This window comes from Streptomyces sp. NBC_01235 (assembly GCF_035989285.1).
GTDB lineage: Bacteria > Actinomycetota > Actinomycetes > Streptomycetales > Streptomycetaceae > Streptomyces.
In genome coordinates this window covers 6,909,178-6,934,883 of the sequence record NZ_CP108513.1, presented here as the reverse complement: position 1 = coordinate 6,934,883, position 25,706 = coordinate 6,909,178, and the positions used below count along the sequence as shown (strand labels likewise).

Sequence of the window (25,706 nt, the reverse complement as noted above, 5' to 3'; positions counted from 1 at the left end):
CGCCGGACCGCCCGCCTCACGTCGCGACCCGCCCACGCCGGGGAAAGCCTCGTGATCCGTGCGAAACCTCGCCTACCCTCACTTCGGTCGGACTGGGGGCGCGTCCCCACGCTGTCGGAGGAGGGGGACGACTCCATGTACAGCCTCATCGTCGTGCCGCCACCGTGCTACGGCACGGGCGGACAGAACGGCACAGACGGGCAGAACAGCACAGGCGGACAGATCAGACTCGGCGCCGGCGAACGCCTGGCATTCGGCAGGGCCGAGACCGACGGCGGCCTCGTCATCGCACACGAGGGAGTGCCCCGGGCCGCTGGTGAGATCACGGCGCACCGCACCTTCTGGCTGCTGAGCAACCACAGCGAGGACCAGACCTACGTGGTGGAGAACCCCGAGGGCGCGGGCGAACACGTGAAGGTGGCGCCGGGCCGGCAGGAGGCGCCCGTGCCGTTCGAGTTCTCACGCGTCGTCCTGCCCGCCGCCGGCGACCTGCTCGCCTTCGACGTCTGGGCGCCGTGCCACGTCTTCCGCAGCGTCGCCCGCCACGGGCTGTCCGGGGACCGCACCGCCCCGGCGTTCGCCCTCGACCGCACCAAGCGGTACTTCGCGGTCCTGGCCGCCCTGTGCGAACCCCGCCTGCGCGGCGAGCCGCACGCCCCGCCGCCCGCCGTGGAGCAGTTGGTGGACCGGTTACGGCCCGTCTGGCCCACGGTCAGCCGCTCCGCCGTGTACTGGAACGTCGACTACCTCGCGGTCAAGCTGCGCCTGCGACCCGACCCGGGCCTGGCGGAGCCCGGCCGGCGCCTCACAGGCAAGAAGGAGTCGCTGGTCTCCCTGGCGCTCCGGTTCGACCTCGTCCGCGAGGACGACCTCGTCGTGCTCACCCCGGCCACGAGCGGAGCGGTCCGATGACGGGACGCCCGCACGAGTCCTACGGACCCGACAAGCCCTACGCCGTGTCCGTCCCGAAGGGCTACCGGGTCGGCCGCTGGGAGGTGCGCGAGCCCCTCGCGTCGGGCGCCTTCGCGACCGTGTACGCGGCCAGGAACACCCTGCCCGGCGCCGGACTGCCGTCGACCGCGGCGCTGAAGTTCCTGCCGACCGGCACCCGCACCCCGCGCCAGCTCCACCACCTGCGTGAACTGGCCGAGCGCGAGGTCGAGTTGCTCCAGCGGCTGCGCGCGCCCCGGCTGATCCGCATGCACGAGACCCTCACCGTCGAAGACCCGGACCACCCCGAACTCGACGGCGCCACCGTCCTCGTCCTGGAGCGGGCCGAAGGCTCCCTGGACGCCGTACTCGACCAGGATCCGGCCCCCGGATCCGGCCCCGCGCTGCTCGCCCAGGTCTGTGAGGGCCTGCGCCAGTTGCACCACGCCGGCTGGGTCCACGGCGACCTCAAACCGGGCAACGTCCTGCTGATGAAGGACGGTTCGGCGCGCCTGGCCGACTTCAACACGGCCGCCGAACTCGAAGGCACCCACGCCTACTCCCCCGCCTTCGCCACCCCCGACTACACCCCGCCCGAACTCCTGTGGCCCGAGGTCAGCGAACGCGGCACCCGCATCCGCCCCACCGCCGACGTCTGGGCCTACGGCGTCCTGGCGCACGTGGTACTCACCGGCACGTACCCGTTGCCGGGCGCCACCACCGAGGCCCGCAGCGACGCGGCGATGCGCTACGCCCGCGGCACGGAGGAGCTGCGCCTCTCGCCCCGGCTCCCCGACGCCTGGCGGCAGATCGTCACCGACTGCCTGTCCCGCACCCACCAGGACCGGCTCGCCCACGACACCGCCACGCTCCTGCGCCGCGTGGAGGAGGCGGCGGGCGTCACCCGCTCCGCCCGCCTGCCCCGGCTGCGCCCGCGCAGATGGCGCCGCCCCGCCCTGGTGGCCGCCGTCGCCGCGGCGCTCCTGGCCGCGGCCGGGACGGTCACGTACGCGACCCTGCGGGACGAGGGGCCGTCGTACGGCTATCACCGCTGCCCGTACCCCTCCGTCTGCTTCTTCAGCGAGCAGAACGGCAACGGCAAGATGTGCGCGTGGGAGGAGAGCGACCCCGACTGGCTGTCGGGCAGGGAAACCTGCATGTGGACCGCCGACCGCCCGGTGAGGTCGATCTACTACAACGGCGACGAGTCCACGGGCCTGGGCGGAGTGGCGTACTACCGGGGCCGCGACTACACCCCGGTCGGCCTGGACATCACCCGCCCCAACACCCGTATGCGCACCGGCTGCACGTCCCAGCACGCCCAGGGCAACCTGGCGGGCACGTACGCACCCCTGTCCCACCAGCTCATCGCACACTGCGGGGACGGGGCCACGAACTGAGATCTACTCCTTCACACCGGTGAGGAACGCCGACCAGGCAGCGGGGGGGAAGAGGAGGACGGGGCCGTGGGGGTGCTTGGAGTCGCGGACGGGGATGATGCCGGGGATGTTGTCGGCGACTTCGACGCAGTCGGCGCCCTGGGCGTTGCTGTAGCTGCTCTTTCGCCAGGCGACGGAGCTCAGGTCATTCCCGTTGCTGCGCTGCATCTCTATAGTTCCTCGCTGCTTCTTCAATCAAGGCCAGGGACGTCTCAGGCGACAGCGCGACGGCCCTGAGGTGATCGTACGACCTTTGGTACTCCTTCACGAGGGCTGGATAGTCGGCAATCCGCCCGTCGACGTCTCCTTCAGACCACACCAGGGGCGGAGCATCCGCAAAGGTCATGATCTTTGCCATCCCATACATGAGCGGGTGCCACGGGACCGTTTCCGGGATGATCTGCACAACACCCTGCGTGGACTGGATCACTTCGAGAATGTGCTCCAGTTGCTCCGCCATCGCCTCTGGCGCAATGGGCGTGCTTCGGATGAGCGACTCGCGCAGGATCCCCCAGTAGGAGGGCCGGTCTGCGTGTTTCCACAGCTCCGCCCGCGCCAATCGGGCACGAACGCGCTCCTCGACCAACTCCGGTGACGCCAACGGCTCCCCGTACCGCATGAGAACCCGCATGTACGGCTCGGTCTGAAGAAGCCCCGGGATGACGTTGGGCGCCCACTCCTCCAGCGTCTCCGCCAGCTTCTCCAGGTCTGGCACGTCCGCGAAGTACAACGGATGCCCAGCCCGCCGCGCCTTGGCCGCATCTTCACACCGCCGCTCGAAAAACCCGTCCGCCCCCAGCCGTTGGTCGACATGCCGAGCCAGATCCATCGGCATGCCCCGCTCCCCGCGCTCGATCTGGCTGAGGAACGAGATCCCCCGAAAGCTCCCCTCGGCCAACTGCTCCAGTGTCAGCCCCGCTTGCTCCCTCTTGTAGCGCAACTCGGCGCCGTAAAAGGAGGGAACACTCATCGAAGCGTCAGGATCCTTCTTCGCGGGCACAACTCACCACCGCCGTTTCCCAAGTTGCCGTGCGCACCCGAAACCTCTTTTACGGTACGCCGCCCGATGTCAGCCTGTGAGCGATTCATCACAGAACGCACACGGAGGCGTCCCCCATGCACCCCCACCCCGACACAGGCGCAGGCACAGACACCGATGCCTGCGTCGCAGACCTCCGCGCCGCACTCGAAGCGCACGGCATCACGCTGCCCTCGCTCGGCGTCGACCTGCCGTCCTTCGCGAGCACACACCCCACGCCGCCGCTCGTCGTGCTCGGCAACTGCAACGCGGCCACCGCCCGCGCCCTGACCGCCGCCCTCCGCAAGGCGGCCGACCGGTGAAACCCCTCGTACTCGACCTGCTCGCGCTCCCGAAGGCGGTCCCGGAGGCCCGCCAGGCAGTGCGCGAGCACCTGGGCGGCGTAACCTGCCCGGAAGTCCAGCTCTGCGTCAGCGAGTTGCTGACAAACGTGATCACTCACGTCGGCGAGGGCACCCCGGTGACCGTCCGCCTGTTCCGCTCCCCGGACGGCCGCACACGCGTGGAGGTCACCGACCCCGACGCGCACACCTGGCTGATCGCACGCCGCCCCGCCGAGGACGACGAGAACGGCCGGGGCCTGCTCCTGCTCGACGCGATCACCCGCCGCTGGGGCGTATGGCTGACACCGGCCGGCAAGACGGTGTGGTGTGAGCTGGACGTTTCACAGCATTGACTTGCACCTCGGGCTGAAGCCCGAGGATTCCGGCCTTCTCGATCGTTGCTGTGCCGCTACGCGGCACGGGGTTCGGTCGGGAATCCGTGGCTTCCTGTTTCTTCGCGCCGTGCCGGGATTGCTCCTGGTCTTACCGGCGCTCCGCAGGCCGATACCGCCAGTCCGGCGGCCGTCTTCACGTTGATCGCGGCGTTGGTGTCCCGGTCATGGACGGTACCGCAGGCGGTACAGGTCCATTCCCGGACGTTCAGGGGTTTGGGTCCGTCTTTGACTCCGCAGGTGGAGCAGGTCTGGGAGGTCGGCTCGAACCGGCCGATCTTGACCACAGTGCGGCCGTACCGCTCTGCTTTGTACTCCAGCATGGCCACGAACGCCGACCAGCCGGCGTCGTGGACCGACTTGGCCAGTCTGGTGCGGGCCAGTCCCGCCACCGACAGGTCCTCCACGGCGATCCCTTGGTTCTCGGAGATCAGCTTCGTGGAGAGCTGGTGGTGGAACTCGCGGCGTGCGTCGGTGACCTTGGCGTGGGCGCGGGCGACCCTGAGGCGGGCCTTGGCGCGGTTCTTTGATCCCTTCTGCTTGCGGCACAGCTCCTGCTGCGCCTTCTTCAGCTTCTTCTCCGCGCGCCGAAGGAAGCGCGGGGAGTCGATCTTCGTGCCGTCGGAGAGGACCGCGAAATGGGTGAGGCCAAGATCGATGCCGATGGTGCGGTCGGTTTCGGGCATCCGTGTCGCGTCGGCGGTGGGGTCGGTGCCGATGACGAAGGAGGCGAAGTACCGCCCGGCAGCGTCCTTGATGACGGTGACGGAGGTGGGGGTGGTGGGCAGCGTGCGGGACCACCGCACCTGCACTGCGCCAATCTTCGGCAGGTTCAGACGGCCGCTGTCGGTAATGTTCCAGCGGGCGTTGGCGGTGAACCGGATCGACTGCCGGGCGCCCTTGCGGGACTTGAAGCGGGGCGGGCCGGTCCTGGGGCCCTTGCGGGTGCCCTTGAGGGAGGCGAAGAAGTTGCGGTACGCCCTCTCGGCGTCCCGCAGGGACTGCTGGAGCACCACCGCGGAGACCTCGCCCAGCCAGGACCGCTCGGCTGTCCGCTTGGCCTCGGTGATCAGGCGCGTGGACAGCTCCCCGGCCGTCGGGAACGGCTGCTCGGCCTTCCGGGCGTCTTCACGGGCGCGGACCGCGTCGTTGAACACGACACGGGCGCACCCGAATGCCCTGGCCAGCGCGGTCTGCTGAGCGGCGTCGGGGTACAACCTGAAGGCGTACCGGAGCTGCATGACGATCACACTAGGCAAGTCGAACCCACGTCGTCACCGGGAACATGTGAGCGACCCGTCACCGTCACGAAGCAGGGTCTGGCTCCGCCGGAACGCCACCGCGACGCTCCGCGTCGCGACCGCAGGATTCGCTTCACCCCCGGCCTGAAGGCCGGAGCAATGCGAATGATTCCCGGTAGCTGGGCGGCGGCCCAGGCATCAGGAGCAGTTGGTCCACTCGAGAGCACGGATCGTGTGCCCAAAGGTGCTCGGGATGCTGACGACGGCGGTGCCACGCGAGATCACCAGCCAGCTGCCCGAGTAGTTCGCCTCGCTGAAGATGACGACATCACAGGAACTGTGGTTGTAGAGCGACTTGGCGTTCTCGATCGGATACTGCGCAGGGTCCGGTAGCCCACCCCGGTAAATCTCGCGGGGCTCCCCGGCCCAGCCGTCCTGGCTGTAGACGCAGAACGCACCGGCCGAACAGTCACTAGGGGCGGCGTGGGCCGGCGCGCCGCTCGCGCCGACTCCGAGCAAAGCCAACAGCGCGCTGCCGACAACCGTGGACACCGTGGCGCGGGCAGTCTTGAGCATGTGTGACTCCTTCCGTCGCCGATCCGCTCACCCTGTTGCGCAAGGCAGCCGTAAGGAACCTGTAACTGTTCAGGTACCGCTCCCCGTCCGCCGTCCCCAGAGTGATGGGCCGGGGCTTCCGACAGGGAAGCCGGCCACCCACAACGCGGAGGACATCATGATCAGAAAGAAGATCGCGGCGGCGGTCGGTGCGGCTGCGCTCGCGGGGCTGGGCATTGCCGCCACCGCCACTCCGGCGAGCGCGGCGTGGAGCGACTGCAGCTCCGGCGCGCTGTGCGCGTACCTGGGAGACAGCGGCGCGGGGGACCCCGGCGAGGTGTTCGGAGACAACACCAACCTGGAGCAGTACAACAAGTTCAACAACGCGGAGTCGGTCTACAACAACGGCAACTCCTGCGACGTCCGCATCTACGACGAGCAGAACTACGGGGGCAACTCGTTCGTCCTCCACCGCGGCAACGCCGTCTACAACCTGGACACCTGGTACGACGGCACCTACGCCGACGACCTCGCGTCCAACCGCTGGATCAACTGCAGCTGACATCATGAGCAGACTGCTGTGGCTGGCCGCCGCAGCGCTCCTCGTAGCCGGATGCTCCACGGCATCCGGCCACGAGGCCGCGGCGGAGAGCCAGCCCGATCCCCGGCCTCTGGGTGGCGCACTCCACTTCACAGCAGCCGAGTCCGCCGCGCTGCACCACGCAGAAGAGCAAGAAGTACAGACGTGCATGAAGAGTCGGGGGTTCGACTACACCGTCGTACCCGTGGGAGACGTTCAGCGGGAAGCGGCCGCAAGCCCCTATGGCCTGCTGACAGAAGGCCAGGCGGCCCAGGACGGCTACGGCCTGACCGTACAGCGGCTGAAAAAGGTGACCACCGACCCGAACAGCCGGCGGATGTCCACGCTGTCCGAGGGCGATCGCCGCGCATGGGAGGAAGCGCTCAAGGGGGCGCCTGACGGGCCGCGCGAGGAAATCGAACTGCAGGACGGGCCAACCGTGTCGGTTCCGACCGATGCTTGTGTGTCTGTCGCACGCCGGACCCTGTACGGCGCTTCCTGGGAGCGGAATTACTACACCGCTCAGAGCCTCAGCAACTCGATCGTGCGGGACACGCTCGAACATCCCCTTGTGAACGCGGCGGAACAAAAATGGGCCGCGTGCATGCGGGGGGAAGGGTTCCCGTATGAGGTCCGCAACGCCCCGCTCAAGGCAGTGAATAGACGGCTCGACGCCGCCCAGTCCGACGCGGCCGCCGTCCGCGCCGCCGGGAAGGAAGAGCTGAGGATCGCCGTGCGGGACGCCGCGTGCCAGGCCGAGGCCGGTCTCGCCGAGCAGATCACCCGGGCTCAGAAACAGGTGGAGAAGGCGCTTCCCCAGGCCCGCACGTCCATGCTCAAGAACTTCCGGGCGGCACGGCAAGCCGCGCTGAAGCGCGCGGAGGCGCAGGACTTCGAGAGTCGCCGGTAGCGACGAGGCGAGGCCCGCCGGCCGGCGACCGGCGGGCCCTGTCACAGTGCGGCTCGGCTCAGTGGAAGAAGTGCCGCGTCCCCGTGAAGTACATCGTCACGCCCGCCTTCTGCGCGGCCTCGACGACCAGCTCGTCGCGGATCGAACCACCGGGCTGCACGATCGCCTTGACGCCGGCCGCGCTCAGGACGTCGATGTTGTCCGGGAAGGGGAAGAACGCGTCCGAGGCGGCGTACGAGCCGCGCGCCCGCTCCTCGCCGGCCCGCTCCACGGCGAGCTTGCAGGAGTCGACCCGGTTGACCTGTCCCATGCCGACGCCGACCGAGGCGCCGTCCTTGGCGAGCAGGATGGCGTTGGACTTCACGGCCCGGCAGGCCTTCCAGGCGAAGGAGAGCTCGGCGAGCTCGGCCTCGGACAGCGCCTCGCCGGTCGCGAGGGTCCAGTTGACCGGGTCGTCGCCGTCGGCCTGGAGGCGGTCGGTGACCTGGAGCAGCGCGCCGCCGCCGACGGGCTTGAGCTCAACGGTGTTGGCGGGACCGGCCGGGGCCTTGAGCACCCGGATGTTCTTCTTCTTGGTGAGGGCTTCGAGGGCCCCCTCCTCGTAGTCGGGCGCCACGATGACCTCGGTGAAGATCTCCGCGACCTGCTCCGCCATCTCCTTGCTGACCGGCCGGTTCACGGCGATGACGCCGCCGAAGGCCGACAGCGGGTCGCACGCGTGCGCCTTGCGGTGCGCCTCCGCGACGTCCGCGCCGACGGCGATCCCGCACGGGTTGGCGTGCTTGATGATCGCGACGGCCGGCTCGGCGTGGTCGTACGCGGCACGGTGCGCGGCGTCCGTGTCGGTGTAGTTGTTGTACGACATCTCCTTGCCGTGCAGCTGCTCGGCCTGCGCGAGACCGGCACCGCTGCCGTCGACGTAGAGCGCGGCGGGCTGGTGCGGGTTCTCGCCGTAGCGGAGGGTGTTCTTGCGCTCCCAGGTGGCGCCGAGGAAGTCGGGGAACCCCGACTCGTCCACGGGCGCGTACGAGGACGCGAACCAGGAGGCGACGGCCACGTCGTAGGCGGCGGTGTGCTGGAAGGCCTCGGCGGCGAGCCGCTTGCGGGCGGCGAGGTCGAAGCCGCCGTCGCGGACAGCCGCGAGGACGTCGCCGTACCGCGCCGGGCTGGTGACCACGGCCACCGAGGGGTGGTTCTTGGCGGCGGCGCGCACCATGGACGGCCCGCCGATGTCGATCTGCTCGACGCACTCGTCGTCGGAGGCGCCCGAGGCGACGGTCTCCCGGAAGGGGTAGAGATTGACGACGACGAGGTCGAACGGCGCGACGCCCAGCTCGTCCAGCTGCTGCCGGTGGCTGTCGAGCCGCAGGTCGGCGAGGATGCCGGCGTGGACCTTGGGGTGCAGGGTCTTGACCCGGCCGTCCAGACACTCGGGGAAGCCGGTGAGCTCCTCGACCTTGGTGACGGGGACGCCGGCGGCGGCGATGCGGGAGGCGGTGGACCCGGTGGAGACGAGCTCGACGCCGCCCTCGTGCAGCCCGCGCGCGAGCTCTTCCAGACCGGTCTTGTCGTAGACGCTGACGAGCGCGCGACGGATGCCCCGCTTGCTGCTCTCGGCCGTGACAGTGCTGTCGGCGGTCACTGGATAACTACCTTTCGTCCCTCAATGCGATAGCCGTTGCGGGCGAGCCGCCCCACGACCTCGACGAGCAGTCTTCGCTCGACTTCCTTGATGCGCTCGTGCAGAGCGCTCTCGTCGTCCTCGTCCCGGACCTCGACCACGCCCTGGGCGATGATCGGTCCGGTGTCGACACCGTCGTCGACGAAGTGGACGGTGCAGCCGGTGACCCGGGCGCCGTACGCGAGCGCGTCACGCACCCCGTGGGCCCCGGGAAAACTGGGCAGCAGAGCGGGGTGCGTGTTGACGAACCGCCCCCCGAACCGCGCAAGAAACGCCTTCCCCACGATCTTCATGAACCCGGCGGAGACGACGAGGTCGGGCTCGTGACCGGCCACGGCCTCGGAGAGGGCGGCGTCCCACTCCTCCCGGGTGTCGAAGTCCTTGACCCGGCGGACGAAGGTGGGGATCCCGGCCCGCTCGGCACGGGCAAGCCCTTCGATGCCGTCCCGGTCGGCCCCGACGGCCACGATCTCGGCGCCGTAGGCCTCGACGCCGACGGCCGCGATGGCGTCGAGGAGAGCCTGTAGGTTCGTACCGGATCCGGAGACCAGCACGACGAGGCGTTTGGCCACGGGCTTGGCGGCCACGGTGGGGACCCTTTCTCGGGGAGGCGTGGGAGTACGGCCGGCCCGCACCGCGTCACTCACACGTTGCCACTCGCACGTTCGCCACTTGTACGTTCATACGAATGCATCGCGCCCCCGGATACGGGGAAGCCTACGAAGCAGCCGACCGTCAGCAACGATACCGGCACACCGGGCGGCCCCCACGGGACGGGGGCGTGGCCGGAAGGTAGCGTCTGGGGCGAGCGGGCTCGGGAACGCGGTGGTGGTGCGGTGCGTTTCCCGAGTGACAGCTCACGCCAGACAGCCGTACCTCCTAGGGGAAGACGCTCACTTGATGCCGGACCGCAGTCTGCGACTCCTCACGCTCCCCCCGCAGTCACCGCAGGGAGGGGAGCGCGGCGCCGTGCTGCTGCGGGAGCGCCCAGCCTCTCCCCCGGAAGCCCCCTCGGGCGACAACCCGCCCCCCGAGGACGACAACCCCTTCGCCCCGCCGCCCGAGGGCGCCCCGGACCGCCCGTGGCAGCCCCGGCCCCCGGCGGGCGGCCCCCCCGAGGGCGGGCGTTCACCGTGGGGCAGCCAGTGGAGCGACCAGCAGCCCGGCCGCTCACGGGACGGCTTCGGCGAGCGCCCCGGCGGTGGCAGCGGCCCCGAGGGTGGCGGCCCCGGCACGGACCCCGGCAAGCGCTGGGACCCCAAGGACCCAGCCCAGCGCCGCGCGCGCTACGCACTCCTCTGCGGCATGTGGGCCTTCTTCTTCGCCCTCTTCGGCTGGCCGTACGTGGCCCTGCTGCTCGGCGCCCTGGCCCTGAACTGGGGCATCAGCGCCCTGCGCACCAAGCCCCGCACCCCCGACCCCGACACCCCGGCCACCCCCGAGACCGCCGGCCGCCCCCAGCGCACCGCCGCCATCAGTGGCCTGGTCACCGCGTCCCTGGCCCTGGCCCTGGTCGCCGCGACCTTCACCGCGCAGCTGGTCTACAGCGACTACTACACCTGCACGAACGACGCCCTCACCAACGAGGCGAAGCAGTCATGCAGCGACCTCCTCCCGAAGGAACTCAAGGGCATCCTGGGGGGCAACGCCTGAGGGGGTTTTCTCGGACGAGGCCCTTTCGGGCCGACAGCGGGGGTCTGGGGGCGCAGCCCCAGGGTCGGGAAAGGGTGGGGGCGGCGGGGGCGAATCCGTGGACGGTCACCGCCCCACCTCCGGCCCCTCCTCCCCCGCCTCCCGCGACCCCGCCCACCGAGCATCCCGAACCGCATCCCCATGCCACAACGGGTCCGGCAACCCGACAGGCGGGACAGGCTCAACAGGCGGGACGGGTGCGACAGGCGGGACGGGTGGGGCAGGCGGGACGGGTGCGACAGGCGGGACGGGTGGGGCAGGCACGTCAGGCTCAACCGGCGCGAAGTCGTACAGCTCCGACTCGACCGCCACCGCCACACCACCCCCCTCCCCCACTCCCCGCCGCCCCCAGAGCTTCCGCCCTTTCCACCCCGTCCAAGCGCCCCAGCGCCACCGCACCGCCCCCCACTCCGGGCGCCCCCGCCACCCCCGCACCCCCACAGCCACCGGCACCCCCACTCCCACGGTCCACAACACCACCGCTCCCCCCACCTGCCACCACACCGGGCCGAACCGAGCCAACGCGGCCACCCCCAACGGCCCGCCGGACAACCCGGCAAGCCCTCCCAACAGCACCCCACACCCCACCCCCGCCAGCACGACAACCCGGGCGGTCCTCCCCAGCGACCAACCACCCCCGACGCCACTCCCCGCCCGCTCCACACCCCCCGCGTCCTCCGCCCGAGCCACGAACACCCCCACCGTCACCCCGGCCAGCACCGGCACCAACCCCGCCGCCCAGTTCCACCACGTCCCGCCTCCCGCCTCCGGCACCGCAGCCAGCAGCGGAAACGGCGGCAGCAACGGTGCCGGGTCCGAGGACAGCGGCGCCACCACATGCCCGGCGCCGAGGACGCATCCCGGCCCGAGGGCGTACGCCGCCCCCCACACCGCCGCGTTCGGCACCAGCGACACGCACAGCAACAGCACCGCGAACCGCCCCGACCACCCCTCCGTCAGCTGCAGAAACGCCCCCCGGGCGGCACCCGCGTGCCACACCGACGACACCGCCACCAGCAACGCCCCGCCCCCGACGAGCACCCCGGCCCCGGCCCCCGCCGCCCGTCCGGCGACCCCGAGCCGTTCCCGCCCGTCGGCCTGGAGGAGCAACCGCCGCACCCCGCGCGGCAGCAGGAACAGCACGCTCTCCACCGGCCCGCGCGGACGGCCGCAGGCCGACCACACCCCCGCCCCGGCGGCCAGCACGGCGACCGCCGGCACGCACACCGCCGTCCATCCCCAGGACGGCCGCAAGGCGCCACCGGAGGCGGCGTAGAAGGCGGCGCCCGACCCGACGGCGAGATAGCCGGCCACGACACCCGCCCACGCCGTACGGGCGGTCACGAGCACCGCACCCGCACCCGGCCTCGGACCGGGCCCCGCACCGCTGCCGCCACCCCCGTCCACCGCGTCCCGCGCGGCGCGCCGCACCAGCCACACGGGCAGCGCGAGCAGCAGCAGCGGAGTGACGCCGACCGGCGCCGGCACCCCGGACAGCGTGTCGACGCGCACCAGTTCCGCGCCATGGGCGAGCAGCCACAGCGCGGCGGCGACATGCAGCACACCCACCGGCCCGTTGTCGGGATACGGCGAGCTGATCCACAGCACCATCACGAGCACGGCGAACGAGCCGAGCCCCAGCCCGGCCGCGAGGGCGCCGCCCAGGAAGCCGGCGGCGAGTCCGGGAGATCGGTCGCGCATCCTGGTGAGCAGGGGCGACAACGACAGTCGGCGAGCGGGGGTCTGGATCACGACCGTCATGCTCCCAACGACACGCACTTTCCCGTTGTAACGGGCGAACTCCCGCCGTGTCGCTCAATATACGTTTATGTACTTTTTCGCGCGAAGGGGCACCCTGTGACGCAGAGGCCTGCCACTCCGCCCCCGGTGCGCGCGGGGGAGTCCGGCCGCACGTCTCCACGCGGCCGTAAGCGGGAGGCGTACGCGAAACAGCCGGTATCGCTGACCAAGGCGGACAAGGTGACGAACACCCAGGAGGCAGCGCCTCGGCCCCAGGTGACGGTGTGCCCGACAAAGGGATCCCGACCCCACCCACCGACGGCGTCCCCCACCACGTCCGCCACCACGTCCGCCTCCGCTCCCTCCCCCCTGACACCCGCTCAGGCCTTCGACGCCCTCTACGCCTTCTGCGCTCCCGCACTCGTACGGCAGGCCTACCTGCTCTGCGGCCGCCGCGAACTCGCGCGCGAGTCGGTCGAGCGGGCCTTCCAACTGGCCTGGCAGCGCTGGCCCGAGGTGGCCGTTGACCGCGACCCGGCGGGCTGGGTGCGGGCGACGGCGTACGAATACGCACTCTCCCCCTGGCACCGGTTCCGCCCCTGCTTCCGCCACCCGGAACCGCCCCCGCCCGACGCGTCCGACCGCGCGCTGCTGGACGTCCTCCTCACCCTCCCGGCGCCGTACCGCCGCACACTCCTCCTCTACGACGGCGTGGGCCTCGACCTGCCCGAGACCGCGGCGGAGACGGAGGCGAGCACGCCCGCCGCCGCGAACCGGCTGCTGCACGCGCGTGAGGCGATCGCCGCGCGGCTGCCCGAACTGGCGAACCCCGCCGAACTGCACCGCCGGCTCACGGAGGTGGCGTCCGCCGGACGGCTGCGCGCGGCCAAGCCGCCCACCGTGCGGGTGGGCGGCGAACGGCGGGCCTGCTTCTGGACCAGGGCGGCGATCGCGTTCACGGTCGCGATCATCGGCGCGACCGCACTGACCGTGTGCACGGCCCCCACCCGGTACGAGCCCCCGGTACCCCCCGGCGAGAAGGTGCAGGGCGTCCCCCCACGCGCGGCCCCTGGCCCCCTCTCGAACGCAGAACTGAACCTCCGGGCGAAGCTGCGCGCGCAAACGGCCCCCGGCCCGGAGAGGCTGCTCCCGCAGGCGAGGTGATACCGCCTGGCTGTGGAAACGTCGGTGGGCCCGCCCCACCAAGGGGACGGGCCCACCGACGTTCAGCCAAAAGCCGCTCGGCCAAGAAGCCGCTCGGCCAGGAAGCCGCTCAGCCCGCGGAGAGAATCTCCCGCGCCAGCTTCGCCGTCTCGGTCGGCGTCTTGCCGACCTTGACGCCGGCGGCCTCGAGGGCCTCCTTCTTGGCGGCAGCCGTGCCGGAGGAGCCGGAGACGATGGCGCCCGCGTGGCCCATCGTCTTGCCCTCGGGCGCGGTGAAGCCCGCGACGTAGCCGACGACCGGCTTCTTCACGTTGTCCTTGATGAAGGCCGCGGCCCGCTCCTCGGCGTCGCCGCCGATCTCACCGATCATCACGATCAGGTCGGTGTCGGGGTCGGCCTCGAACGCGGCGAGCGCGTCGATGTGCGTCGTACCGATGATCGGGTCGCCACCGATGCCGACGGCGGACGAGAAGCCGATGTCACGCAGCTCGTACATCATCTGGTACGTCAGCGTGCCGGACTTCGAGACCAGGCCGATGCGGCCCGGCTTGGTGATGTCGCCCGGGATGATGCCGGCGTTCGACTGGCCCGGGGTGATGAGACCGGGGCAGTTCGGGCCGATGATCCGGGTCTTGTTGCCCTTGGATCCGGCGTACGCGTAGAACGCGGCCGAGTCGTGGACGGCGATGCCCTCGGTGATGACGACGGCGAGGGGGATCTCCGCGTCGATCGCCTCGACGACGGCGGCCTTGGCGAACGCCGGCGGCACGAAGAGGACGGACACGTTGGCGCCCGTCTTCTCGATCGCCTCGGCGACCGTGCCGAAGACCGGGATCTCGTTGCCGTCGATGTCGACGGACGTGCCCGCCTTGCGGGGGTTCACGCCACCGACGATGTTCGTGCCGTCGGCCAGCATGAGCTTGGTGTGCTTCATGCCCGTGGCACCGGTCATGCCCTGGACGATGACCTTGGAGTCCTTGTTGAGGAAGATAGCCATGGCTGTCTGAGTCCCTCTTCCTTACTTCGCAGCCGCGAGCTCGGCGGCCTTGTCGGCCGCGCCGTCCATGGTGTCCACGCGCTGGACCAGCGGGTGGTTGGCGTCGGAGAGGATCTGACGACCCAGCTCGGCGTTGTTGCCGTCCAGCCGGACGACCAGCGGCTTGGTGACGTCCTCGCCGCGGTCCTCCAGGAGCTTCAGCGCCTGCACGATGCCGTTGGCGACCTCGTCGCAGGCGGTGATGCCACCGAAGACGTTGACGAAGACGGACTTGACGTCCGGGTCGCCGAGGATGATCTCCAGGCCGTTCGCCATGACGGCGGCGGAGGCGCCGCCGCCGATGTCGAGGAAGTTGGCGGGCTTCACGCCACCGTGGTTCTCACCGGCGTACGCGACGACGTCCAGGGTGCTCATGACGAGACCCGCGCCGTTGCCGATGATGCCGACCTCGCCGTCGAGCTTGACGTAGTTGAGGTTCTTCGCCTTCGCGGCGGCCTCGAGCGGGTTGGCCGACGCGTGGTCGACGAACTCCTCGTGTCCCGGCTGACGGAACTCGGCGTTCTCGTCCAGGGAGACCTTGCCGTCGAGGGCGATGACGTCACCGGAGGCGACCTTGGCCAGCGGGTTGACCTCGACGAGGAGGGCGTCCTCTTCGATGAAGGTCTTCCACAGGGTGACGAGGACGTTCGCGACCTTGTCGGCGACCTCGGCCGGGAAGTTCGCGGCCTCGACGATCTCGCGGGCCTTCTCGGGGGTCACACCCTCGTTGGCGTCGATCGGCGTCTTGGCGACGGCCTCCGGACGGGTGGCCGCCACCTCCTCGATCTCCACGCCGCCCTCGACGGACGCGATGGAGAGGAAGGTGCGGTTGGCACGGTCGAGGAGGAAGGAGACGTAGTACTCCTCCAGGATCTCCGGGGCCGTCTCGGCGATCATCACCTTGTGGACCGTGTGGCCCTTGATGTCCATGCCGAGGATGTCCGTCGCGCGGGCAACGGCCTCGTCCGGGGTGGCGGCGAGCTTCACGCCACCGGCCTTGCCACGGCCGCCGACCTTCACCTGGGCCTTGACGACGGACTTGCCACCGAGACGCTCGGTGGCTGCGCGGGCCGCCTCAGGCGTGTCGATGACTTCACCGGCCAGCACCGGTACATCGTGCTTGGCGAAGAGGTCCCTCGCCTGGTACTCGAACAGGTCCACGCGCTTCCGTCCCTATCAGTGATCTCGCGGTTCGTTGGATGCGTGGGCGTGCCGCGAAGGGCAACGTGACGTCCGCTAGTCACAGGGGAGGCGCACACGGTGTCCGAGCGCGCGGCATGTCCGTCTCGCAGGTTATCGCTGCTTGCAGGAGGCCCCTAAATCGAGGGTCACACCTGAGCGGTGATACCTGTCACATGATGCCGTCCTCACTGGCACGGCGTGCCGCCGGTGAGGATGCGGGAGAGACCGGGGAAGGGCCTCACCGGGTTGGGGTTGACCCGGTGAGGCCCCTTGAGCAGCCCCTTAGGGGGCTCTGGCCGGGCGGTCCCCACCCCAATGGGGACCCCTCGACCTCATCCATGAGGGTTCGGCCGGACGAGCCGACGGCTTTCGGCCGTCCGGGGCCTGCCGCCTCACGAAGCCGTTCGGTCAGATGCTGAACGTGCTGCCGTGGTGCGCGTTCTGCGCATAGCCCGTGGTGCCCGTGGTGCCCGTGGTTACGGACCCGGCGACGCCCTGGACGCCGGTGACGGCATGTCCGGCCAGCGGGCCGCCGGTGACCTCGACGGTCCCGGCCAGGTCCTGCGCGAAGGTCCCGACCTGGCCGGTGACCCCGTGGCCGAAGGGCCCGGCCTCGCCGACGACGCCGTACGCCAACGTCGTACCGCTGTCGGCAACCGGCCGGACGGTCGCGCCGACCGTGTCACTGACGGTGTCGACGACCGGCCGTACGGCACCGGCGACCCCGTGCGCGAAGGGCGGAACCTCGCCCACGACCCCGTACGCCAGGCCGCCCGCCTGCCCGGCGACCCCGTGCGCGAACGGCCGGACGTCGCCCACGACGCCGGACGCCACCGCGCCCGCGTCCACGACGGCCTGCCCGGCGACCGGCACCACGCCGTCCACGACGGTGTGCGCGACGGGCGGCAGCACGGCCCCCGTGGCATCGGCGGCGACCTGACCGACCAGACCGGTGGCGTAGGGCACGGCGCGCTCGGCGACGCCCGTGGCGTACGGGGACACGTCGGCGACGACACCGGTCGCGTACGCAGGCACGTCGGCGACCACGCCCGTCGCGTACGCGGGCACGTCCGTGAGGACCCCGCCGACGACGGGCTTCACGTCCGCGACGGCCCCCTCGGCGACCGGCCGCGCATCCCGCGCGACACCGCCGGCGACGGGCTGGACGCCCCGGACGACTCCGCCCGCGACCGGCTGGACGTCGGCGACGACGCCGTACGCCGTCGCGGTCGCGGTGTCGACGGTGTGACCGGCGGTCCGCGCGGCCCCGGCGACCGTGCCGGTGGCGAGAGGCGTCACACCGCCGACGGCGTTCACGGCGACCGGCCGCACACCCTCGACCGCGTGCGTGGCCACCGGGCGCACGCCGGCGACCGTGCTCCCGGCGACCGGGAGCACCCCGTCCACCGCGTCGCCTGCGACGGGCACGACCCCGGTCACGGCCCCGTGGGCGACCGGCACCACACCCGAGACCGCCTGGCCGGCGACCGGAAGCACCCCGTCCGCGGCGGCGGCCGCCACGGGCGGCGCGACCGCGTGCGCGGCATGGCTCGGGACGCCGGAGACGGTGGCCCGCTCCAGCTCGGGGGCGAAGGCGGAGAGAGGACCGAAGAGGAAGTCGACGGAGCCGCGGTCGTCCTGACCGTCGTGGCTGTTCGGCTGGAGCTTCGGGGCCTGCGCCACGGGGGCTGCGGTGCCGGTGACCTTGGCGGCGGCCTGCTGCGCGGCCTTCTCCGCGCGGGCGGCCTTGGCGCCCTGGATGACCTTGGCGGCGGCGCCCTTCACCTTGGCCGCCTTCGAGGCGGTGGTGTCGGCGACGGAGACGGAGACGGAGGCTGCAGCGTCGCCGGTGTCGGTGGCCGTGCCGAGCGTGTCGGTGACGGTGTCCGTGAGGGAGCCGGTCACGTCGGTCACCTCGGTCACGTCGGTCACCTCGGTCACGTCGGTCAGCTCGGTCGCGTCGGTGGGCGTGGCGTCCGGCGTGGACACGGAGGCGGCGGGCAGTTCGTCGGCACTGGCGGCGGCGGAACCGAGGGCCCACGCGCCGGTGACGCCGGCGGCTATGACGATGGAACGGCGGATGTTCTTGTTCATGCGTGCGTCAGATCCTTAGGGGTTCCGAGACTTCGGGCGGGTGGGCAGACCTGCTCCACCCCCGCGCGGCAGGTCTGGGGCGGGGGAAGGCCGCCTGTCCCTAGCCGGGGAAGACCGGAATGTCCCGGTACCTGTCCCGTGTCTCGGCCGCGTCGGAGCGCACGGCACTGCCGGGCACCAGCCGCAGCGGAACCCGCTGATACGGCGTGACCGCATGCGCGTCACCGTGCCGCGAAGCACCGCCGTCGAGCGCCGCCCCGTCGCCCAGCACGCCGTTGCGGTCACCGGCGGGCCCGTGCTGCACGGGCGCGGGGTCGTGCCCGGTGCGGGCGGGCGCGACGCGATGACCGACGCCGTTCGAACCGCCGGTGACGGTTGTGACGGAACCCACCGGCCCGTACGACACCGTGCCCTCGGCCGTCTGCTGGTCACCGGATGCGGGCGCGTCCGGCGACGGACTCGCCACGGAGCCCTGCGTGACCGGCGCCGGAAGCGTCCGCGCCGGAAGCGACGGAAGGCCCGGGAGGGCGGGAAGGCTCGGCAGCTCGGAGACGCCCGGCAGGGCGGGGAGGGCGGGGAGGTCCGACACGACCGGCAGTGACGGAATCGTCGGCAGCGACGAGACGGGCGGCACCTGTGCCGAGGCCCGGCCCAGTTCCTCGCTCACCGCCGCCACGACCTCACCGACGGGTTCTGCGACCTTGTCGGCGACGGGACGGACGGGGTCGGCGATACGCGTCTCAGGAACCGAATCCGAATCCGGAACCACAACCGGAGCCGGAGCCGGAGTCGAAGCATGAGCCGGAGTTGAGGCCGCAGCCGAGGTCGGGCTCCCGACCCGGGCGGTCACGGCAGTCGGTGTCGACGCGCCTTCCGCCGCATGCGCCTGTTCCCCGCAGAGGAACCCGAGCGCGAACAACCCGGCCACCAGCAACGCGAGTTGCAGCACACACCGCCCAACCGCCGTGCGCAGGACGCGCAGAGCGGCAACGGGAAGAGCGGTGGGCCAGGTCAAGAGGGAAGGTCCTCCGTGCGGCGGCAACGTGCCCTCGATCCTTGCACGTGCGTCCCGAGGTCGCGCAAGCCCCCCGTCGTATCAGGCGGTGTCCGGCACGGGCAGCGGACGCTTCTCGATCGCCGCCGCCATGACCTCGGGGAACAGATCCGGTGTGCAGGCGAACGCCGGTGCGCCCAGCGCCGCGAGCGCCGCCGCGTGCTCCCGGTCGTAGGCCGGCGCCCCCTCGTCGGACAGCGCGAGCAGCACGACGACCTGTACGCCCGACGCCTTCATCGCCGCGACCCGCTTGAGCATCTCGTCGCGTATGCCTCCCTCGTACAGGTCGCTGATGAGCACCACCACCGTCTCAGCGGGCCGGGTGATCTGCGACTGGCAGTACGCGAGCGCCCGGTTGATGTCCGTACCGCCGCCGAGCTGGGTGCCGAACAGGACGTCCACCGGATCGTCGAGCAGGTCGGTGAGGTCCGCGACCGCCGTGTCGAAGACGACGAGCCGGGTGCTGATCGACCGCATCGAAGCCAACACCGCCCCGAACACCGACGCGTACACCACCGACGCCGCCATCGACCCCGACTGGTCGATGCAGAGGATCACCTCCTTCTTGACCGACTGCGACGCCCTCCCGTACCCGACGAGCCGCTCGGGCACGACCGTCCCGTACTCGGGCAGGTAGTGCTTGAGGTTGGCGCCGATCGTGCGGTTCCAGTCGATGTCGTGGTGGCGCGGCCGGCTGACCCGCGCGCCACGGTCGAGGGCGCCGGTGAGGGCGGCCCGGGTGCGGGTGGCCAGCCGCGCCTCCAGGTCCTCGACGACCTTGCGGACGACCGCCCGTGCCGTCTCCTTCGTCGTCTCGGGCATCGCCTTGTTGAGGGAGAGCAGCGTGCCGACGAGGTGTACGTCGGCCTCCACCGCCTCCAGCATCTCCGGCTCCAGCAGCAGCGCGGACAGCCCGAGCCGGTCGATGGCGTCGCGCTGCATGACCTGCACGACGGAGGAGGGGAAGTACGTCCGGATGTCCCCGAGCCAGCGGGCCACGGCCGGTGCCGACGCCCCGAGCCCCGCCGCCCGGTCCCGCCCCGCGCGCGCTCCCTCGCCCGGTCCGTAGAGCGCGGTGAGCGCCCCGTCCATCGCGGAGTCCCGCCCGGAGAGCCCGTGTCCGGTGCCGTCCGCCGCGTCACCCCCGAGCACCAGCCGCCAGCGCCGCAGCCGCTCCCGCTCCGGGTCCATCGCCTCGGTCGTCATCGGCGCATCCCCGTACGAGGCCGCTCCCAGAGCGGCATCACCGCGACGGCAACCGCCGGACGGTCCTTGAACCCGCCCCGGTTCGTGTTCCTGCCCGCGGCGATCACGTCGGCGCCCTCTCGCGATTCCTGCAGTCGGTCATTCGTCATCCCGCCACCCCCACAAGGTCGATGTCCACGTCCTCTTCCACTCCCTCCCGGCCGCCCGCGCCACCCGGTCGGTCCAGCCCGAGCAGCAGCCGCACGACCGGCAGCACGGCGTCCGCGCGTCCGGCGTCCGGTTCGGCCGCGAAGCCGGGTATGCCGGAACCGGCCGCCACCGCACTCCCGCGCTGCCCCGGCCCGCGCCGGACCAGCTCGCCGAGCGTGCGTCGTACCCCGGGCTCGTGCGCCGAGAACGTCCGCCGCAGCAGTGGCAGTACGTCCGTGAAAGCGTCCGCCGGCACCGCCGTGAGCCACCCGTCGACCAGCCCGAACAGCCGTTCGTCGTGCACCAGGAGCAGCCCGCCCCCGGAACCGCCACCGACGAAGCCCTCGATCCAGGCGGCCGCGTCCGACGGCGGCGTCCCCGGCGACAGAGCGAGCCCCATCAGCCGCGCCGCCTCGTCCGGATCCAACTCCCCCTCGTCCAGGAGAAGTCGCGCGGCACGCCCCCGCACGACACCGGACACGCTGTCCCGGCCGGCCAACACCCGCAGCACACCCCGCCAGCGCGCCCGCAGTCCACCACCGCCCAGGTCACGGTCCGCCGATGGGTCACCCCTGTCATCCCGCCCCGGGGCCGCCGCCTCCTCCGGCGCCTCCTCCTCCAGCATCCCCACCGCCCCGTGCACCGCGTCCACATGGCGCCGCATCTCGTCCGCCGCGTCCGCGTCGAGCGAGGCGCAGGCCGGGGGGAGGCCGACGAAGACCCGTTCGGCGAGGCCTGCCGCCACCTCCGCCAGTGCGCGGGTGTCGGTGCCCCGTACGTCGCCGTAGCGGAGGGAGCGGACGAGGGCGGGCAGGGCCTGCGCGAGGTGGCCGACGTCCGTGTCGAGGGCCGCCCGGTCGGCCAGGATCCGCATCACCGTCGGAAGCGCGTCCGGCAGCCCGGCCAGGAGGCAACACTCGGCCAGCGCGGTCACCTCGGCGAGACCCCGCGCGCCGACGGCGTCCGCCTCCGCCTTGGCGGTGGCCGCGGCGAGCACGGTCGTCCCCCACACCCCGGCCTCGGCGACCCGCACGGACAGCTCCGGCTCCCACCTCAGCCGCCACGTCTCCCGGAACGTGCCCGTGCCGCCGCGCGAGACGGCCGGCTCGCCCCACTCGACGAGCAGCAGCCGCAGCCGGTGCAGCAGCCTGCTGCGCTCGGCGTCGTTCTCCTTGCGCAGATCGAGCGCCAACTCCCGCTCCGCCGACTCCGGTTTGAGCCGCAGCCGACGCTGCGCCCGGTCGAGGTCGCGCTGCAACGGCACCGCGGGCGCGCCGGCCGGCACCTCGCCCAGCACGTCCCCGACCACCAGCCGGTCGCGCACCAGCGCCAGCGGGACGTCCGAGCCCTCGCACAGCACCGCGCGCACGGCGTCGGTCGTCTCGCTCAGACCGGGCAGCGGCCGGCCGCGCAACGCGGCGAGCGCCCCGGCCAGCCGGACCGCCTCGATGACGTGCGCGGAGGACACGATCCGGTCCTCCTCGCGCAGCAGGAACGCCACCTTCGTCAGCCAGCGCTCGACCGGCCGGTCCGGCGCGCCGAACAGATGCGCGTACCAGCCCGGCGAGTCGATGCCCGCGCCGTACCCCCCGGCCCGGGCCAGCCTGCGGTGGGTCCACGGCACCCAGGTCAGGTCGGTCTTGACCTTGGGCAGCCCCTTGAGCAGTGCCCGGTCGGCGGCGACAGCGACCTTCCGGCGCAGCGCGGGCACATGCCACGCCCCGCACACCACGGCCACGCCGTCCGCCCCGAACTCCCGTTGCGCCGCCCGCACCTGGACGCGCATGTACGCCTCCCGCACGAGGTCCCGGTCGTTCCCGTGCCCCCCGGCGTCGGTGTCGTCCGTCTCCCGCAGCGCCCCCATGGCCTCCTCGATCGCGGCGAACGGTGCGAAAGGATCCTCGGCCCCGGCGGTCCGATGCTCGACAACGTCCTCCCACCACCGCTCGGCGTCGTCGTACCCGCCCACCGCGGCCAACGCCCCCAACGGATCCCCCCGCACCCCATGACGGCCCCCGGCCCCCGCCCTTCCCCCCTTCTCCTTCTCCTTCTCCTTCTCCTTCTCCTTCTCCTTCTCCTTCGTCTCCTCTTCCGTGGCCGCCCCCTCCCACGCCAGCGTGTGCGAGGCCGGGAGGTCGATGAAGCGGGCCGGGACCCCGTGTTCCAGGGCCCAGCGGAGCGCGACCCACTCCGGGGAGAACTCGGCGAGCGGCCAGAAGGCCGACCGGCCGGGCTCGTCGACCGCGTGGGCGAGCAGGGCGACCGGCGGTCGCATGTCCTCGTCGGCGGCCAGCGGGATCAGCGCGTCGGCCTCGGGCGGCCCCTCGACCAGCACGGTCAGGGGCCGGGCGGCCTCCAGCGCCGCCCGCACCGCCCGCGCCGACCCCGGCCCGTGATGACGCACTCCGAGCAGCAGCGGCCGCCCTGCCCCCGCGCCCTGGCCACCGCTCTCCTCGGCGCCCGTCATCCCGTCCCCCCACGCCTGCGGGGCCACCTCGTGTCGTCGTCCACAGCCACCCTCCCCGCTCCTCGGTCCCAGGCCCGGCTCTCCTTGTTCCGGTCGCTCGCGTTCACGCGCTCACCTCCCGGCACGCGCGGTAGAAGTCCGTCCAGCCTGCGCGTTCACGCACGACCGCCTCCAGGTACTCCTGCCAGACGACCCGGTCGGCGGCCGGGTCGCGAACGACCGCGCCGAGGATGCCCGCGGCGACGTCCCCCGACCGCAGCACGCCGTCCCCGAAGTGGGCGGCCAGTGCGAGCCCGCCGGTGACGACCGAGATGGCCTCGGCGGTGGACAGCGTGCCGCTCGGCGACTTCACCTTCGTACGGCCGTCGGAGGTGACGCCGTCGCGCAGTTCGCGGAAGACGGTCACCACGCGGCGGATCTCGTCGATGCCGTCGGGTGCGGCCGGCAGATCGAGGGAGCGGCCGATCTGGTCGACGCGCCGCGCGACGATGTCGACCTCGGCCTCGACGCTCTCCGGCAGCGGCAGCACCACCGTGTTGAAGCGCCGGCGCAGGGCGCTGGACAGCTCGTTGACCCCGCGGTCGCGGTCGTTGGCCGTGGCGATGAGGTTGAACCCGCGGACGGCCTGGACCTCCTGCCCCAACTCCGGTATCGGCAGCGTCTTCTCGGAGAGAATGGTGATCAGCGTGTCCTGCACGTCGGCCGGAATACGCGTCAGCTCCTCCACCCGTACCGTCGCCCCCTCCGCCATGGCCCGCATGACGGGGCTGGGCACCAGCGCGTCCCGGCTCGGCCCGTGCGCGAGCAGCTGCGCGTAGTTCCAGCCGTAGCGGATCGCCTCCTCCGGTGTGCCCGCGGTGCCCTGCACCAGCAGCGTCGAGTCGCCGCTGACCGCCGCGGCCAGGTGCTCGGACACCCAGGTCTTGGCGGTGCCCGGTACTCCGAGCAGGAGCAGGGCACGGTCGGTGGCGAGGGTGCTGACGGCGACCTCGACGAGGCGGCGCGGGCCCACGTACTTCGGCGAGATCACCGTGCCGTCCGGCAGGACGCCGCCGAGGAGATAAGTGGCGACGGCCCACGGCGACAGCTTCCAGCGGGCCGGGCGCGGCCGGTCGTCCTGCGCGGCCAGCGCGGCGAGTTCGTCGGCGAAGGCGTCCTCTGCGTGCGGACGCAATGCCTGCGCCGGCTCGGTCCCACTCGGTTCCACGGACGTTGGATCTACGGACACAGACATGGCTGAGGCCCCCTCCAGCTCGGCCGGTTCGGATCTGGTGTCCACCGTGCACCACGCCACTGACAATGCGATCTGACCTGCGAAAACGTCCTGACGACCGCAATCGCCGGGCCCCCGCCGGGCGCTCGGCGGACCGATTGTCAGTGGTGGGCTCTACCTTCGATGGCATGACTCAGCAGGGGGTGCGCTGGACCGCGGACCAGGTGCTGGCACTGGCGCCTGACTCCGCGTCACGCAAAGCGGGAAGCAAACTCGGCGTGGCCGGCCCGTGGTCCGGTACGGGCAGATCGGAGGAGGGGGTGGTGTGGGGGCTGTGCGCGGGCAGCGGCGGCACTCCGTACCGCACGGTCGTCGACGTCACGAACACGTCCGCGGCCTCCGGCCCGGCGTACAAGTGCAGTTGCCCGAGCCGCAAGTTTCCGTGCAAGCACGCGCTCGGGCTGTTGTTGCTCTGGTCGGCCGACGGGGAGGGATCGGTGCCGACGGGGCGGGCGCCGGACTGGGCCGAGCAGTGGATCGCCGGGAGCAGGCGTACGCGGGAGAAACGGGAGGCCGGCCCGGCGGGTTCCGCGTCCGGCCCCGCCGACCCGGAGGGGGCGCGCCGCCGTGCGGAACGGCGCGCCGAGCGGATCACCGCCGGAGCGACCGAACTGGAGGAGCGACTCGCCGACCTCCTGCGTTCCGGCCTGGCCACGGCCGAGCAGGCGGGGTACGGGCTGTGGGAGGAGACAGCGGCCCGCATGGTCGACGCCCAGGCGCCCGGACTCGCCTCGCGCGCACGGGAGTTGGGATCGATCCCGGGATCCGGCCCCGGCTGGCCGATGCGGCTGCTGGAGGAGTGCGCGCTGCTCCACCTCCTCGACCAGGGCTGGCTGCACCGCGAGCGGCTGCCGGACGCCCTGGCGGCCACGGTCCGTACCCGTGTGGGCCTGCCGTCCGCACCGGAGGGGCCACCGGTCCGCGACCAGTGGCTGGTCCTCGCCCAGTACGACACGCCGGACCCGAAACTGACGACCCGCCGTATCTGGCTGTACGGCACCACCTCGGGCCGCAGCGCGCTCCTCCTCTCCTACGGCGCCGCGGGCCGCGCCCCGGAGCTCACGCTGCCCGTCGGCCTCGTGCTGGACGCCGAGCTGTCCGCGCACCCGGGCGCGGGACAACAACGGGCCTCGCTCGGCCAGCAGTTCGCCCCGCCCGCGCCCACCGGCGCCCGGCCCCCGGGCATGACGACGACCGAGGCGACCGCCCGCTATGGCGAGACCCTGCGCCACGACCCCTGGCAGGACTCGGTCCCGGCCACCCTGGCCGCCGTCGTCCCCACCCGCGACGGCGACTCCTGGCAACTGGCGGACGCCGACGGCGAGACGGCCCTGCCCCTCACCCCCGCGGCGCTCTCCCGCCCCGGCCTGTGGCGTCTGGTCGCCCTCTCGGGCGGCGCGCCCGTCAGGGTCTTCGGCGAGTGCGGGCATCGCGGCTTCACCCCGCTGACGGCCTGGCCGACGGGCCCGGGAGAGGCGGTACGTCTGTGCTGAACAAACCCCCGCAACGGACAACGCCC

24 protein-coding genes are annotated in these 25,706 nt (G+C 72.0%); 9 read left to right on the top strand and 15 right to left on the bottom strand.

Going from position 1 to position 25,706, the window contains the following annotated elements; translation table 11 throughout:
* The first annotated feature begins 135 nt into the window (after nt 1-135).
* The gene (locus OG289_RS31165) at nt 136-912 is read left to right on the top strand and encodes an FHA domain-containing protein (protein ID WP_327317365.1); all 777 of its coding nucleotides are present in this window, start codon (nt 136-138) and stop codon (nt 910-912) included.
* Nucleotides 909-2,330 (top strand): serine/threonine-protein kinase, encoded by a 1,422-nt coding sequence (locus tag OG289_RS31160; protein WP_327317364.1) that lies wholly within the window; start codon nt 909-911, stop codon nt 2,328-2,330. The genes OG289_RS31165 and OG289_RS31160 overlap by 4 nt, the downstream gene beginning before the upstream one ends.
* A gap of 3 nt (nt 2,331-2,333) precedes the next feature.
* Here OG289_RS31160 and OG289_RS31155 read toward each other — a convergent pair whose 3' ends face one another.
* Complete coding sequence (locus OG289_RS31155) at nt 2,334-2,537, bottom strand: DUF397 domain-containing protein (RefSeq protein WP_327317363.1); 204 nt, start codon at nt 2,535-2,537, stop codon at nt 2,334-2,336.
* Nucleotides 2,515-3,339, bottom strand: coding sequence for a helix-turn-helix domain-containing protein (locus OG289_RS31150; RefSeq protein ID WP_327317362.1), 825 nt, complete (start codon nt 3,337-3,339; stop codon nt 2,515-2,517). The genes OG289_RS31155 and OG289_RS31150 overlap by 23 nt, the downstream gene beginning before the upstream one ends.
* Nucleotides 3,340-3,485: 146 nt before the next feature.
* Here OG289_RS31150 and OG289_RS31145 point away from each other — a divergent pair, with 146 nt between their 5' ends.
* Together OG289_RS31145 and OG289_RS31140 are read left to right on the top strand one after the other, a co-directional pair.
* Nucleotides 3,486-3,710: a hypothetical protein gene (locus OG289_RS31145; protein WP_327317361.1), complete on the top strand. Its 225-nt coding sequence runs from the start codon at nt 3,486-3,488 to the stop codon at nt 3,708-3,710.
* Nucleotides 3,707-4,084 (top strand): ATP-binding protein, encoded by a 378-nt coding sequence (locus OG289_RS31140; RefSeq protein WP_327317360.1) that lies wholly within the window; start codon nt 3,707-3,709, stop codon nt 4,082-4,084. Before OG289_RS31145 ends, OG289_RS31140 begins: the two co-directional genes overlap by 4 nt.
* Nucleotides 4,085-4,140: 56 nt before the next feature.
* Here the strand turns inward: OG289_RS31140 and OG289_RS31135 are convergent, their stop codons facing one another.
* A complete protein-coding gene (locus OG289_RS31135) occupies nt 4,141-5,364 on the bottom strand; it encodes an RNA-guided endonuclease InsQ/TnpB family protein (protein ID WP_327317359.1) in 1,224 nt (407 codons plus the stop codon).
* A gap of 198 nt (nt 5,365-5,562) precedes the next feature.
* Nucleotides 5,563-5,940 carry a peptidase inhibitor family I36 protein gene (locus tag OG289_RS31130; protein WP_327317358.1) on the bottom strand — a complete coding sequence of 126 codons (378 nt, stop codon included), beginning with the start codon at nt 5,938-5,940 and terminating at the stop codon, nt 5,563-5,565.
* Between the two features lie 157 nt (nt 5,941-6,097).
* On the opposite strand from OG289_RS31130, the gene OG289_RS31125 reads away from it, so the two are divergent.
* Complete coding sequence (locus OG289_RS31125; protein ID WP_327317357.1) at nt 6,098-6,481, top strand: peptidase inhibitor family I36 protein; 384 nt, start codon at nt 6,098-6,100, stop codon at nt 6,479-6,481.
* A 4-nt stretch (nt 6,482-6,485) separates the two neighbouring features.
* Complete coding sequence (locus tag OG289_RS31120) at nt 6,486-7,409, top strand: hypothetical protein (RefSeq protein WP_327317356.1); 924 nt, start codon at nt 6,486-6,488, stop codon at nt 7,407-7,409.
* Between the two features lie 58 nt (nt 7,410-7,467).
* Here OG289_RS31120 and purH read toward each other — a convergent pair whose 3' ends face one another.
* Both purH and purN read right to left on the bottom strand, forming a co-directional pair.
* Nucleotides 7,468-9,051, bottom strand: a complete 1,584-nt coding sequence (gene purH, locus OG289_RS31115) for a bifunctional phosphoribosylaminoimidazolecarboxamide formyltransferase/IMP cyclohydrolase (RefSeq protein WP_327317355.1) — start codon at nt 9,049-9,051, stop codon at nt 7,468-7,470.
* Nucleotides 9,048-9,677, bottom strand: a complete 630-nt coding sequence (gene purN, locus OG289_RS31110) for a phosphoribosylglycinamide formyltransferase (protein ID WP_327317353.1) — start codon at nt 9,675-9,677, stop codon at nt 9,048-9,050. Before purN ends, purH begins: the two co-directional genes overlap by 4 nt.
* A 313-nt stretch (nt 9,678-9,990) precedes the next feature.
* Between purN and OG289_RS31105 the strand changes: the two genes are divergently transcribed.
* On the top strand, nt 9,991-10,743 hold the full coding sequence (locus tag OG289_RS31105) for a hypothetical protein (RefSeq protein ID WP_327317352.1): 753 nt from the start codon (nt 9,991-9,993) through the stop codon (nt 10,741-10,743).
* A gap of 105 nt (nt 10,744-10,848) precedes the next feature.
* Here the strand turns inward: OG289_RS31105 and OG289_RS31100 are convergent, their stop codons facing one another.
* Entirely contained in the window at nt 10,849-12,543 is a 1,695-nt protein-coding gene (locus OG289_RS31100; protein ID WP_327317351.1) for a cell division protein PerM, read from the bottom strand.
* A gap of 96 nt (nt 12,544-12,639) precedes the next feature.
* Between OG289_RS31100 and OG289_RS31095 the strand changes: the two genes are divergently transcribed.
* Nucleotides 12,640-13,686: an RNA polymerase sigma factor gene (locus OG289_RS31095; protein ID WP_327317350.1), complete on the top strand. Its 1,047-nt coding sequence runs from the start codon at nt 12,640-12,642 to the stop codon at nt 13,684-13,686.
* A 109-nt stretch (nt 13,687-13,795) separates the two neighbouring features.
* On the opposite strand, the gene sucD is transcribed toward OG289_RS31095, so the two are convergent.
* The 8 genes from sucD to OG289_RS31055 all read right to left on the bottom strand — a co-directional run bounded on the left by sucD (nt 13,796) and on the right by OG289_RS31055 (nt 24,148).
* On the bottom strand, nt 13,796-14,683 hold the full coding sequence (sucD, locus tag OG289_RS31090; RefSeq protein ID WP_327317349.1) for a succinate--CoA ligase subunit alpha: 888 nt from the start codon (nt 14,681-14,683) through the stop codon (nt 13,796-13,798).
* A 21-nt stretch (nt 14,684-14,704) separates the two neighbouring features.
* Nucleotides 14,705-15,883, bottom strand: coding sequence for an ADP-forming succinate--CoA ligase subunit beta (sucC, locus tag OG289_RS31085; protein WP_327317348.1), 1,179 nt, complete (start codon nt 15,881-15,883; stop codon nt 14,705-14,707).
* A 429-nt stretch (nt 15,884-16,312) separates the two neighbouring features.
* Complete coding sequence (locus OG289_RS31080) at nt 16,313-17,998, bottom strand: hypothetical protein (protein WP_327317347.1); 1,686 nt, start codon at nt 17,996-17,998, stop codon at nt 16,313-16,315.
* A gap of 100 nt (nt 17,999-18,098) precedes the next feature.
* Nucleotides 18,099-18,767 carry a hypothetical protein gene (locus OG289_RS31075; protein WP_327317345.1) on the bottom strand — a complete coding sequence of 223 codons (669 nt, stop codon included), beginning with the start codon at nt 18,765-18,767 and terminating at the stop codon, nt 18,099-18,101.
* 327 nt (nt 18,768-19,094) lie between these two features.
* On the bottom strand, nt 19,095-20,258 hold the full coding sequence (locus OG289_RS31070) for a VWA domain-containing protein (RefSeq protein ID WP_327317344.1): 1,164 nt from the start codon (nt 20,256-20,258) through the stop codon (nt 19,095-19,097).
* Complete coding sequence (locus OG289_RS31065) at nt 20,255-20,407, bottom strand: hypothetical protein (RefSeq protein WP_327317343.1); 153 nt, start codon at nt 20,405-20,407, stop codon at nt 20,255-20,257. Before OG289_RS31065 ends, OG289_RS31070 begins: the two co-directional genes overlap by 4 nt.
* Entirely contained in the window at nt 20,404-22,914 is a 2,511-nt protein-coding gene (locus OG289_RS31060) for a DUF5682 family protein (RefSeq protein ID WP_327317342.1), read from the bottom strand. Before OG289_RS31060 ends, OG289_RS31065 begins: the two co-directional genes overlap by 4 nt.
* Before the next feature lie 103 nt (nt 22,915-23,017).
* Entirely contained in the window at nt 23,018-24,148 is a 1,131-nt protein-coding gene (locus OG289_RS31055; RefSeq protein ID WP_327317341.1) for an ATP-binding protein, read from the bottom strand.
* 167 nt (nt 24,149-24,315) lie between these two features.
* On the opposite strand from OG289_RS31055, the gene OG289_RS31050 reads away from it, so the two are divergent.
* Nucleotides 24,316-25,680 carry an SWIM zinc finger family protein gene (locus OG289_RS31050; protein ID WP_327317340.1) on the top strand — a complete coding sequence of 455 codons (1,365 nt, stop codon included), beginning with the start codon at nt 24,316-24,318 and terminating at the stop codon, nt 25,678-25,680.
* The last annotated feature ends 26 nt before the right edge of the window (nt 25,681-25,706 follow it).